This is a genomic window from Pseudothioclava alba (assembly GCF_033100795.1).
Lineage (GTDB): Bacteria > Pseudomonadota > Alphaproteobacteria > Rhodobacterales > Rhodobacteraceae > Pseudothioclava.
Map to the genome: position 1 here is coordinate 514,387 of NZ_JAWLVI010000001.1, position 12,276 is coordinate 526,662.

A 12,276-nucleotide genomic window follows, 5' to 3' on the forward strand; every position below is an offset into this window, starting at 1 on the left:
CGGCAGATAAAAAAACGGCGCGAGGGTCTCTCGCGCCGTCTGTCTTACATGAAGCTGTCAGGCTCTGCCGCCTTTTTGCGGGCGACATAGTCCGCCAGAGCCTCGGCAATGCCGGGGTCCATCGCGGGAGCCTGATACTCGGCCAGCATCTTTTGCACACGGGCATGGGCAAGCTGCACGGTGTCGCGCGCGCCCTCTTCTTCCCAGGTCTCGTAGGGCTTGTAGTCAAGCACTTCGGTCTTCCAGAACGCCGATTTGAAGTTCGCCTGCGTGTGATCGCACCCAAGGTAGTGACCGCCCGGGCCAACCTCGCGGATAGCCTCCATCGCCTGACCGTTCGCGCTCATGTCGACGCCCGCTGCAAAGCGATGCAGCACGCCAAGCTGGTCCGCGTCCATCACGAATTTCTCGTAAGAGGACACAAGCCCACCCTCAAGCCAGCCGCAGGAGTGAAGCATGAAGTTCACACCCGACAGAAGGCCGTTATTGAGCGAGTTCGCGGTCTCATAGGCCGCCTGCGCATCGGGAAGTTTGGAGCCGTTGAACGACCCGGCCGAGCGATACGGCAGGTTCAGACGGCGGGCCAGCTGCCCTGCGCCCGCGGTGATCTGCGAGGCTTCGGGGGTGCCGAAGGTCGGCGCGCCCGAGTTCATGTCGATCGAGGTCACGAAGGCGCCGAAAATCACCGGCGCGCCCTTACGGATCAGCTGGCTATAGGCGACACCGGCCAGAACCTCGGCCAGAACCTGCGTGAGCGTCCCTGCCACCGAAACCGGCGCCATTGCGCCGCCCACGATAAAGGGCGAGATGATGCAGGCCTGATTTGCGGCGGCGTAAACCTCCAGCGCGCCCATCATGGTGGCGTCAAAGGTCAGCGGCGAGTTGATGTTGACCAGCGAGGTCATCACCGTGTTCTCGTCCACGAACTTGTCGCCAAACAGGATTTTCGACATCTCGACGCTGTCTGCGGCGCGCGACGGCTCGGTCACAGACCCCATGTAGGGCTTGTCCGAAAGCGTCATATGGGCGTGCAGCATGTCGAGGTGACGCTTGTTCACCGGCACGTCGGTCGGTTCGCAAACCGTGCCGCCCGAGTGGTGCAGCCACTTCGACATATAGCCGAGCTTCACGAAGTTGCGGAAATCCTCGATCGTGGCGTAGCGGCGACCGCCGTTGATGTCGCGCACGAAGGGAGGGCCGTAAACCGGCGCCAGCACAAGGTTTTTCCCGCCGATGACCACGTTGCGATCGGGGTTGCGGGCGTGCTGGGTAAAGCTTGACGGCGCGGTCTTGCACAGCTCGCGCGCAAGGCCACGCGGGATGCGCACGCGCTCTCCGGTGACATCGGCCCCCGCGTCGCGCCACCGCTGCAACGCTGCCGGATTTTCAACGAAATTGACGCCGATTTCTTCGAGAACGGTCTCGGCGTTATACTCGATGATCTCGAGCGCCTCTTCATTGAGGATCTCAAGGTTGGGAATTTTACGCTCGATAAACCGCTCGAACTCGATCTTCGGTGCGGTCCGCTCGGCCCGACGGGCCGAACCACCACCACCGCGCCGACCCCGACGCTCTGCCACTTCTTCCATAGCGCCCTCCGCATATTCTGGCTCGATTCTGTTTTTAAACCGGGCCAGAGCGAGTTCGTGCGCGTTTTGCGACCTTACCGGTAAAGAAGCGACCGGCCATTCGCGAAGAGATGCACCTTTTCGGGCGCAGCGCTTAGCCCCACGCTCTTGTGGCGTAGTGTCGCATGGATGCCGGGCAGTTTGCCGATCACCGCCGCATCGTCGCCCTGCGGCTTGAAGTAAAGCAGCGTCACCTCGCCAAGCGCTTCGGTAATCTCGACCTCTCCGGTGAACAGCGCCTCGGCGTCGGTCGGCACCAGATCCTCGGGGCGAACGCCCACGTTGACCTGAAGCCCAAGGTCGGCTTCGGTCGTCGGAACGGTCGAAACCGCTACGCCGCCACCCGCCAGTCGCACCGTCGTTTGTGCGCCTGTCGCGATCACCTCGCCCTTCAGCAGGTTCATCGCAGGCGAGCCGATGAACTGCGCGACAAACTCATTTTCGGGACGTTCATAAAGCTCAAGCGGCGTGCCGACCTGCGCAATCCCCTTGTTCGCCAGAACCACAATGCGCGAGGCCAGCGTCATCGCCTCGACCTGATCGTGGGTCACATAGATCATCGTGCGCTCGGGCATCGCCTCTTTCAGTTGCGCAATCTCGATCCGGGTTGCAACGCGCAACGCCGCATCAAGGTTCGAAAGCGGCTCGTCGAACAGATAGACCTTCGGGTCACGCACAATCGCGCGCCCGATAGCCACCCGCTGACGCTGACCGCCCGAAAGCGCCTTGGGCAAACGGTCGAGGTATGGCTCAAGCTGCAGGATACGCGCGGCGTTCTGCACCGCCGCTTCGATCTCGTCAGCCGATTTGCGCGCAATTTTCAGCGCAAAGGCCATGTTCTCGCGCACCGTCATATGCGGATAAAGCGCGTAGGACTGGAACACCATCGCAATGCCGCGCTGCGCGGGCGGCACGTCGTTCATCTGCTGTCCGTCGATGGTCAACGTGCCGCCCGTGATCTGCTCCAGCCCCGCGATCATGCGCAGGAGCGTGGACTTGCCGCAGCCAGAAGGCCCAACGAAAACAATCAGTTCACCCGCCTTGATGTCAAGGTTGATGCCCTTAAGAACATCGACCTTGCCGTAGCTCTTGGCGACATTTTCAAGCTTGAGATCAGCCATTTTGGCCTCCTTTATCAAGTGCCAGCAGGGTGAACTGCCAAGGCGCCAGCACGATCATGCCCGCGGCATCCGGCGCAGAAAGCCCCGCCTCAAGCGGCGTTGCGCCATCAGCGGAGAACGACGCAGGCGCGTCCGAGAGGTTGAACACGCAAAGCACCGCCCCTTCGGCTCCGACACGCTGGAAAGACAGCACCCCGCCATCAGCCTTCATCGCGGCAAGATCACCGCCCCGAAGCGCGGGCTGGTTTTGACGCAGCGCAATTGCGCGGCGGTAAGCGTGCAGCAAAGAGCCTTCGTCTTTTTCGGCCTCGGCAACGCTTAGGGGCAGATGCGCAGGCGCAACCGGAAGCCACGCCTTCGGCCCGTCTGTAAACCCGCCGTTCGGCGCATTCTCCCACGCCATCGGCGTGCGGCAGCCATCGCGGCCCTTGAACTCGGGCCAGAACTCGATGCCATAGGGGTCTTGCAAATCCTCATAGGCGATCTCGGACTCGGCCAAGCCCAATTCCTCGCCCTGATAGATGCAGACAGACCCTTTGAGGCACATCAACAACGCAATGTAAGTCCTTGCTGATGCATCTGAAAGACCCCACCGCGAGATATGGCGCACGACATCGTGGTTTGAATAGGCCCAACAGGCCCAACCGTTCGGCGCGGCCTGTTGCAGCCGGTCGAAAACCTCGACGAAATAGCTTGCAGGCAAAGGCTCGTGCCCCGACAACAGCTCGAACGCATAGGACATCTGCATCTTGTCGGTGCCCGAGGTGTATTCGCCCAGAATTTCCAGCCCGCGCTGGCTATCACCGATTTCGCCCACGGCAGCGGCGTTATAGCCATCCATCAGCGCACGGAGTTTCTTAAGAAACTCAATGTTTTGCGGATGATTTTTATCGTAAAGATGGTGCTGGTGATTATAGGGGTTCACCTTCGGCGCGATCGAGTCATTGCGCTCTTCGACCGGCAGCGGCGGGTTATCGCGCAGCTCGGCGTCGTGCATGTAGAAGTTGATCGTATCAAGGCGGAACCCGTCCACCCCGCGCTCCAGCCAGAACTTGCTCACGCCCAGCAACTCTTGCTGAACATCCGCGTTGTGGAAATTCAGATCGGGTTGCGAAACAAGGAAGTTGTGCAGGTAATACTGCTCGCGCCGCGCATCCCAATGCCACGCCGGACCACCGAAAATCGACAGCCAGTTGTTGGGCGGCGTGCCATCGGGCTTTGGATCGGCCCAGACATACCAGTCCGATTTATCATTCGTGCGGCTATGGCGGCTTTCAGCAAACCACGGATGCTGATCAGAGGTATGCGACAGCACAAGGTCGATCATCACCTTCAGCCCCAGCCCATGCGCCGCCGAGATCATCGCATCGAAATCGCCAAGCGAGCCGAACATCGGATCAACGTCGCAATAATTGCTGACGTCATAGCCAAAGTCCTTCATCGGCGAGGTGAAGAAGGGCGAAATCCAGATCGCATCCACGCCAAGCGAGGCGATATAGGGCAAGCGCCGCGTGATACCGGCCAGATCACCGATCCCGTCGCCGTTGCTGTCCTGATAGCTGCGCGGGTAAATCTGATAGATCACCGCACCACGCCACCAATCGGGATTTTTATCGAGAAGTTTCATTAGCCACCTTTGACGGAACCCGCGAGAAGCCCGCGGACGAGGAATTTCTGCATCGAGAAGAAGACAAGGAGCGGCACCGCGATCGACACAAAGGCCGAGGCCGCAAGGATTTCCCAATCGCCACCGCGCGAGCCAAGTAGTTCGCGCAAGACGCCGGTCATCACCAGTTGATCGGGCGCGTTGCCAAGGAACACGGTCGCAACCAGAAGGTCATTCCAGACCCAGAGGAACTGAAAGATCGCAAAGCTGGCGAGCGCGGGGAATGACAGCGGCAGGATGATCCGGCGGAAGATCTGGAACTCGGTCGCGCCATCGACGCGCGCGCTTTCGATGATCTCGCGCGGCAGACCCACCATATAGTTGCGCAAAAGGTAAATCGCGAGCGGCAGGCCAAAACCCGTATGCGCCAGCCAAATCCCCATATAGCCCTTCCCAAGCCCGATGTCGTTATGCAGCTTTAGCAGAGGGATCAGCGCAAGCTGCAAGGGCACAACCAAAAGCCCCACCACAGCCGCCACCAGAAGCGCGCGCCCCGGAAACTCCATCCACGCCAGCGCATAGGCCGCGAAAGCCGCGATCAGGATCGGGATAACCGTCGCGGGGATCGTGACGGTGAATGTGTTCAGGAACGCCTGCCCCAGCCCCTCGGCCCCCATAACCCGCGCGTAGTTGTCGGTCGTAAAGGCTGGCGGGCTAAGCACAGTCGTGAAAATCCGCATCCCGCGCGTCTGGGTAAACTCAGAGGGAGAGGTCAGGCGATACTGGCCGTCCGCCGCCACGCTCAGGCGCTGACCGTCTTTCAGCTCGGCCACATCACCGGGCGCAAAGGCGGCAGGGTCTTTCGAGGAAACGCCCCACGCGCTAATCCCCTGCCCGGCCTCCGTAACATCGCCCTCGATGACATAAAGCCCGTCGATGAACACCTGATCCTCAGCCGTCCCCGCGCGCACAAAGCCCGAGCTTTCCGACGAGAACGCCGAGCGCCACCAGCCCGAGGTCGAAATCTGATCTCGGTCGCGGAAGGACGACACCAAAAGCCCGAGTGTCGGGATCGTCCAAAGCAGAACCAGCAAAAGTGCTGCGATATTTACGGCCCAGACAAGGCGGGCCTTGGTTCCTGCGATATTGGTCATTGGTTTATTACCTCATCTCGCGGCGAACGTTACGGATGTTCCAGACCATGATCGGCGTCACCAGCGCCATAATCACCAGCGCAATCGCCGAACCCCGCCCGTAATCGGGCGCGCCACGGAACATCCAGTCATACATAAAGTTCGCCAGAACCTGCGTGCCCCATTGCCCGTTAGACATGACGAACACGATGTCAAAGACCTTGAGCACGGTGATCGTGATCGTGGTCCAGACGACGGCAATCGTTCCCCAGATTTGCGGAACCTTGATTTTAAAGAACAACTGCCACGGATTAGCGCCGTCGATGATCGCGGCCTCGATGGTCTCTTCGGGGATACCGCGCAGCGCCGCCGACAGGATCACCATCGCAAAGCCGGTCTGGATCCAGATCAACACCGCCATCAGCAGAAAACTGTTCCAGAACGGGATCGTCAGCCATGTCTGCGGCTCGCCTCCGAAAAACACGTTGATCGCGTTCAGAAGGCCGATCTGGTCCTGACTGGCATCGCGGTAATCATAGATGAATTTCCAGATGACGCCCGCGCCAACGAAGGAAATCGCCATCGGCATGAAAATCAGCGATTTTGCCAGATTGCCCCAGCGGATGCGGTCGGTCACCTGCGCGGCCAGAAGGCCGAACAGCGTCGACAGCGCCGGAACGACAAGGAGCCAAAGCAGGTTATTGAAGATCGACTCGCGGAATTTCGGGTCGCCCACCAGCCAGCGGAAGTTATCGAGGCCCACCCAGTTCTGCCCCGCCGCGTCATGCAGCGAGCGCCAGATCGAGTTGAACACCGGATAGACCAGATAGGCTGCAAGGCACAGCACGGCTGGTGCCAGAAACAGCCACGGGCGGATCATATTGGTGCGCAGGATGTTGCGCCCCGCATTCTCGCCCCGCGGCGGGTAGATCGTATCCAGGAGCCAGTTCGACCCCCAGAACCACGCGACACAGCCGAATACTCCGGCAACAATCGTCGCGCCAGCAAACCCGAGTTGCTCCATTGCCTCCCCCCGAAGATAAGAAAACCCGCCCGCAAGACATCTCACGGGCGGGCGAATGTTGCGATTACTTCAGCGTGTTCCAGGTCGACTGGATCGACGCGGCCACATCTGCGGCAGGCTTGCCGCCAGCGTAATCAACCATGCCGGTCCAGAAGGCGCCTGCGCCAATTGCGCCCGGCATCAGGTCGGACCCGTCAAAGCGGAAGGTCGAGGCACCCAGCAGGATGTCGCCCATTTTCTTCAGCGTCGGGTCGCCGTAGACATCGGTGTTCACGCCTTTGAACGGGGTGATAAAGCCGGTCTGCGCCATCCAGATTTCATGCGCGATGGGCGATTGGAGGAAGCTGATGAACGCATCGCCCGCCGGATTGTCGGTGAGTTTGGCAAACATCGTGCCCGCGCCCAGAACCGGCTGGCCAAGGTCTTTCCCGGCGTAGGCGGGGAAGTAGAAGAAGTCGGCATCCTGCCCGATCACAGTGCCTTCGGGGAAGAAGGACGGGATGAACGAGGCCTGACGGTGCATGTAGCACTGCGGCGGCGAGGCAAAGAGACCCAGCGGGCTTTCACGGAAGTCGATCGTTGCAACCGCACCAGCGCCGCCCTGAACGAAGGCGTCGTTGCGGGCGAACCAGCCGAATTCCTCGATCGCGCCGACAACTTTCGGATCGTCGAAGGCCATCGCGTTCGAGACCCATTTGTCATAGTCCTCGGGCGACTGGGTGCGCAGCATCATGTCTTCGACCCAGTCGGTCGCGGGCCAGCCCGTCGCACCGCCCGACCCCAGACCGATACACCACGGCGTGCCGCCATCCGCGACGATCTGCTCGGTCAGAGCCTTGAGATCCTCCATCGAGGCCGGCACTTCATAGCCTGCATCCTCGAAGTTCTCGGGCACGAACCAGACCAGCGATTTCACGTCTGCCTTGAAGGGGAATGCGTAGTGATGCTTGGCGCCATCGGGGCCGGTATAGGTGCCCAGATCGGCCCAGCTTTGACCGGCGGCGTAGTTCTCGGCCAACCAGGCATCGGTGCCAGCGGCGAGCGGCTTGAGCAGCCCTTTTTTGGCAAGATCAGCGGCCAGACCCGGCTGCGGGAAGACAGCAACATCGGGCGGCGAGCCTGCTTCGGCGTCGATCACGATCTGCTGTTCAAAGCTGTCAGAGCCTGCATATTGCACATCAGCGCCAGTAGCGGCTTCGAAATAGGCGATCACGCTCTCGACCAGATCCTTGTCTGCCGAAAGCCACGGCCCCGAAACGGTCAGCTTCTGTCCGTTCAGGTCCATCGACTTGAGCGCCTCATAGGAGGCCCAGTTGAAGCGGGCATCCTCGCCCGGCGCGAATTTCAGCTCTTGCGCGGAAGCCAGCCCGGCGCTCAGCGCCAGCGTCGCCGCGCTGATATAAAGCATATGTTTCATTTCATTCCTCCCGAACGGGGTATCTGCCCCAAAGTCTAGCAACTTTAGCCAGCGAGCGGCTTTCAAAGCGCTTTGGCTCCCAAACACTCGCAAGAGTCGCGCAATTTGTCAATCATTCTGAATCCGAGCAATTTCAGTGAATTGCTCTAATCATTACGCAAATGCGGAAATTTTCTGCGCCTGCGAACCATGCGCACGGCTCCGAATGGCCTTCTTGACGCGGGCGGCCTATCTCCATAACCTGCCCTGGATTTAAAGCGGTTTGAACGGATGAACCTGAAAGAACTCTCGGATATTCTTGGCCTGTCGCAAACGACAGTCTCCCGCGCGCTGAACGGATACCCCGAAGTGTCCGAGGCGACGCGGCGGCGCGTGGCCGAGGCCGCCCGCGCGCATAACTACCACCCGAATACACAGGCCAAACGCCTGGCCACCGGGCGCGCGATGGCAATCGGCCATGTGATCCCGATCTCGACCCAGCATGAGATCGTGAACCCGGTTTTTGCCGATTTCATCGCCGGTGCGGGCGAGATCTATTCACGCTCGGGCTATGATATGGTTCTGACGATCGTCCCCGATGACGAGGAAGAGGCCGCCTATCGCGCCTTCCATTCCAAGCGCAATATCGACGGGGTGATCATTCACGGCCCCAAACTCAAGGATAACCGACTGAAACTGCTTGATTCTCTTGGGTTGCCCTATGTGGTGCACGGGCGCTCGTCGGGGATACTCGACCCCTATTCCTGGGTCGACGTGAACAATGCGCGCGCCTTTGAGCGCGCGACGACGTTCCTTCTGGACCTTGGCCATCGCGACATTGCGCTGATCAACGGGATCGAGACGATGGATTTCGCCTATCGCCGCCGCAAAGGGTTCGAGCGCGCGATGGTGCTACGCAACACCCCCGTGCGCGACGACCTGATCTATTCGGGCGAGATGACCGAGGGTCAGGGCTATGCCGCAATGAACCGGATGCTTGCCCTGCCCGTCCCGCCAAGCGCGGTTCTGACCTCGTCTTTGCTGGGGGCTATGGGGGCGCGGCGCGCGATCGAGGATAAAGGGCTTCAGATGGGGCGCGACATCTCGGTTCTGACCTTCGACGACGAGTTGGGCTATCTGAGCAACGGCGGCGACGAGCCGATCTTCACGGCCGCGCGGTCTTCGGTGCGTGAGGCGGGGCGGCTTTGCGCGCGCACCCTTCTGAACCGGATCAAAGAGCCGGATCTGCCGCCCGAAACCACGCTGCTGGAGGCCGTGCTTGTCGTCGGCCACTCCACCGGCCCCGCCCCCTTCCGGTGATCTTATGACCAGTCTTCCCTCGCGCGCAGAGTTTCCCGACGGCTTTCTGTTCGGCGCCGCGACATCGGCCTATCAGATCGAGGGGCACGCCTTTGGTGGCGCAGGCAGCACGCATTGGGACAGTTTTGCCGCAACGCCCGGCAATGTGACCCGCGCGGAGAATGGCGCCATCGCCTGCGATCATTATCACCGATGGGCGGAAGACCTTGATCTGATGGCCGAGGCGGGGTTCGACCTGTATCGCTTTTCGACCTCGTGGGCGCGGGTTTTGCCCGAGGGGCGTGGGGCGGTGAACCCTGAGGGGCTGGATTTCTACGACCGGCTGATCGACGGGATGCTGGAGCGCGGGCTGAGGCCGGCGCTCACGCTTTACCATTGGGAACTGCCCTCACCGCTCGCCGATCTGGGCGGCTGGCGCAACCGCGATATTGCGGGCTGGTTTGGCGACTATACCCAGATCGTCGCGCGCCGCCTGGGCGACCGGATTTTTTCCGCAGCCCCCATTAACGAGCCGTGGTGCGTGGGGTGGCTGTCGCATTTTCTGGGCCAGCACGCGCCGGGGCTGCGCGACATCCGCGCGACCGCGCGCGCGATGCATCATATTCTTCTGGCGCATGGCACCGCGATCAATGCGATGCGGGCCGAGGGGATGGGCAACCTTGGCGCGGTGTGTAACCTCGAATACGCCCTGCCCGCCGATGAGACGCCTCAGGCCGCGCAGGCCGCTGCCCTTTATGACGCCTATTACAACCGCTTCTTCGTCGAGGCGATCTTCAAGGGCCGCTATCCGGCAGAGGTGCTTGAGGCTTTCGCGCCGCATCTGCCCGAGGCTTGGCAGGACGATTTCACGACAATACAGGCGCCTCTCGACTGGCTTGGGGTGAATTACTACACCTGCAAGCGGATAGCGCCCTGCGGCGGCCCCTGGCCCGCCCATCACGAGGTTCCCGGCCCCTTGCCGAAAACCGTGATGGGCTGGGAGATTTACCCCGAGGGGCTGGAGAAATTCCTGCTCTGGCTCGCGCGCGACATCACCGGCGATCTGCCGCTATATGTTACCGAAAACGGCATGGCCTCGGAGAGCGGGCAGCGCGACACCGACCGCATCACCTATTTCCGCGCGCATCTAGAGGCCGCCCTTCGCGCGATCAAGGCGGGTGTGCCGCTGAGGGGCTACATCGCGTGGTCGCTTCTGGACAATTATGAATGGGCGCTTGGCTATGGCAAACGCTTCGGGCTGGTCGGGGTGGAGTTCGAAACGCTTGAACGTCAGCCCAAAGCCTCTTATGAGGCGTGGAAACTGGCATTGTGAGCGCTAACATGGCAAACCCCGAGACATATGATCTGGTCGTCGATATTGGCGGCACCAATACGCGCGTTGCTTTGGCGCACGAGGGGCAGATCATCGACGCCTCGATCAAGCGCTACCGCAACGCCGATCACGCGGGGCTGGACCTTGTGCTGCGCGACTATCTGGCGCAATCGGGCGACGTCGCGGTCAACGGGGCTTGCGTCGCAGTTGCGGGGCCGGTGGCGGTTGATGGCACCAGCGCGGCAATGACCAATCTGGCATGGGCGATCGAGACCGAAACGATCCGCGCGGCAACAGGCGCGGCCCGCGTTGCGCTGCTCAATGACCTACAGGCGCAGGGCCATGCAATTGGCCATTTGCCCGAAGGCTCGGTCAGGGTGCTGTTTCAGGGGCGGCCCGCGCCCGCGCGTGCATCGGCGCTGGTGGTGGGCGTTGGCACCGGCTTTAACGCGGCCCCAGTGCATGAAACGGCGCATGGGCGCATCGTCCTGCCCTCGGAATGTGGCCACGTCACCCTGCCCGCCGTGACCGAGGATGACATCGCCCTTCTGCGCCATATCGAGGAAAAGCATGTCTTTGCCAGCGTTGAACACGCGCTCTCGGGACGCGGCTTCGAGCGCATCCACGCCTATGTCACCGATAAAACCGAAATCGAGGAAGACGCCGCCACGATCATGGCCGCGCTTGAGGCGGGCGACGCGAGCGCGCGCCGCACGGGCCGGATTTTTGCCCGCGTTCTGGGGATGGTCGTCGGCGATCTCGCACTGACCCACCTACCCTTCGGCGGCATCTTCCTGTGCGGCGGTGTCGCGCGCGCTTTCGCGCCGTGGCTTGAAGGGTTGGGCTTCCGCTCGGCCTTTACCGATAAGGGGCGTTTTGCAGGCTTCATGGAGCAATTCTCGGTGGCAACCATCGAGGACGACTATGCCGCGCTCACCGGATCGGCCCGCTTTTTACACGGCATGAGCCACTGATAACGGTCCGTCCGGCGTCAAAACTATCTTAACGGCTTCGCGCTAAAGCTCTTTCATCGAACCATGAAAGGGAAGCGCCCGTGCCGATTATCCATCCTGCTTTTTGCGAGGTCGTCCCATGGCGGATCTGACCCTCGCAGCCAAGCTCGACCTGAGCCACGTCGCCGAGCTTACCAGTTCAATCCGCGCCAATTCCGGGCAGGATCTGGCAATTGATGCCAGTCGGGTGACACATCTGGGGGCACTGGCTCTTCAGGTGCTTGTCTCTGCCGCCCGCAATTGGGGCGAGGCTGGTTTCGATCTTATCATCTCACCACGATCCGATTCTTTTGACGAGGCGTTAACCGTTTTCGGCGTCTCCTTGACCGATGTGCAATCCGGGGAATCCGCATGACCCTCAAAGTCCTTGCTGTCGACGACAGCCGTACCATTCGCGACATGCTCAAACTTGCTCTGAGCGAGGCAGGCATCGAACTCTATCTCGCCGAAGACGGGGTCCACGGGCTCGAAGTGCTCGACGGGATCGAGCCTGACGCGATCATTTCCGACATCAACATGCCCCGGCTCGACGGCTTCGGCTTCATCGAGGCGGTGCGTGGACAAGACCGGCATCGGGCGACGCCAATCCTTGTTCTCACAACCGAATCCGCCCCCGAACTGAAGGCGCGCGCGCGTGCCGCCGGGGCGACCGGCTGGATCGTAAAACCGTTCGATCCGCCAAAACTTGTCAAAGCTCTTCAGATGGTTACAGGCTAAAGGAGG

At 61.2% G+C, this 12,276-nt stretch carries 11 protein-coding genes; 5 read left to right on the forward strand and 6 right to left on the reverse strand.

Going from position 1 to position 12,276, the window contains the following annotated elements; genetic code table 11:
* Positions 1–44: 44 nt before the first annotated feature.
* The 6 genes from RYZ20_RS02525 to RYZ20_RS02550 form a co-directional block, all read right to left on the reverse strand.
* The gene (locus RYZ20_RS02525; RefSeq protein ID WP_317670295.1) at positions 45–1,589 is read right to left on the reverse strand and encodes a trimethylamine methyltransferase family protein; all 1,545 of its coding nucleotides are present in this window, start codon (positions 1,587–1,589) and stop codon (positions 45–47) included.
* Positions 1,590–1,663: 74 nt separating this feature from the next.
* The gene (locus RYZ20_RS02530; protein WP_317670296.1) at positions 1,664–2,749 is read right to left on the reverse strand and encodes an ABC transporter ATP-binding protein; all 1,086 of its coding nucleotides are present in this window, start codon (positions 2,747–2,749) and stop codon (positions 1,664–1,666) included.
* Positions 2,742–4,376, reverse strand: a complete 1,635-nt coding sequence (locus RYZ20_RS02535; RefSeq protein WP_317670297.1) for an alpha-amylase family glycosyl hydrolase — start codon at positions 4,374–4,376, stop codon at positions 2,742–2,744. The genes RYZ20_RS02530 and RYZ20_RS02535 overlap by 8 nt, the downstream gene beginning before the upstream one ends.
* A complete protein-coding gene (locus tag RYZ20_RS02540; RefSeq protein WP_317670298.1) occupies positions 4,376–5,509 on the reverse strand; it encodes a carbohydrate ABC transporter permease in 1,134 nt (377 codons plus the stop codon). The genes RYZ20_RS02535 and RYZ20_RS02540 overlap by 1 nt, the downstream gene beginning before the upstream one ends.
* 7 nt (positions 5,510–5,516) lie before the next feature.
* Positions 5,517–6,512 carry a carbohydrate ABC transporter permease gene (locus tag RYZ20_RS02545; protein ID WP_317670299.1) on the reverse strand — a complete coding sequence of 332 codons (996 nt, stop codon included), beginning with the start codon at positions 6,510–6,512 and terminating at the stop codon, positions 5,517–5,519.
* A gap of 64 nt (positions 6,513–6,576) precedes the next feature.
* Positions 6,577–7,929 carry an ABC transporter substrate-binding protein gene (locus tag RYZ20_RS02550; protein ID WP_317670300.1) on the reverse strand — a complete coding sequence of 451 codons (1,353 nt, stop codon included), beginning with the start codon at positions 7,927–7,929 and terminating at the stop codon, positions 6,577–6,579.
* Between the two features lie 270 nt (positions 7,930–8,199).
* On the opposite strand from RYZ20_RS02550, the gene RYZ20_RS02555 reads away from it, so the two are divergent.
* The 5 genes from RYZ20_RS02555 to RYZ20_RS02575 all read left to right on the forward strand — a co-directional run bounded on the left by RYZ20_RS02555 (position 8,200) and on the right by RYZ20_RS02575 (position 12,270).
* On the forward strand, positions 8,200–9,228 hold the full coding sequence (locus RYZ20_RS02555) for a substrate-binding domain-containing protein (RefSeq protein ID WP_317670301.1): 1,029 nt from the start codon (positions 8,200–8,202) through the stop codon (positions 9,226–9,228).
* A gap of 4 nt (positions 9,229–9,232) precedes the next feature.
* Positions 9,233–10,540 (forward strand): GH1 family beta-glucosidase, encoded by a 1,308-nt coding sequence (locus RYZ20_RS02560; RefSeq protein WP_317670302.1) that lies wholly within the window; start codon positions 9,233–9,235, stop codon positions 10,538–10,540.
* A gap of 8 nt (positions 10,541–10,548) precedes the next feature.
* Positions 10,549–11,514 carry a glucokinase gene (locus RYZ20_RS02565; protein ID WP_317670303.1) on the forward strand — a complete coding sequence of 322 codons (966 nt, stop codon included), beginning with the start codon at positions 10,549–10,551 and terminating at the stop codon, positions 11,512–11,514.
* Between the two features lie 118 nt (positions 11,515–11,632).
* Positions 11,633–11,908, forward strand: a complete 276-nt coding sequence (locus RYZ20_RS02570; RefSeq protein WP_317670304.1) for an STAS domain-containing protein — start codon at positions 11,633–11,635, stop codon at positions 11,906–11,908.
* A complete protein-coding gene (locus RYZ20_RS02575) occupies positions 11,905–12,270 on the forward strand; it encodes a response regulator (protein ID WP_317670305.1) in 366 nt (121 codons plus the stop codon). The genes RYZ20_RS02570 and RYZ20_RS02575 overlap by 4 nt, the downstream gene beginning before the upstream one ends.
* Positions 12,271–12,276 lie beyond the last annotated feature (6 nt).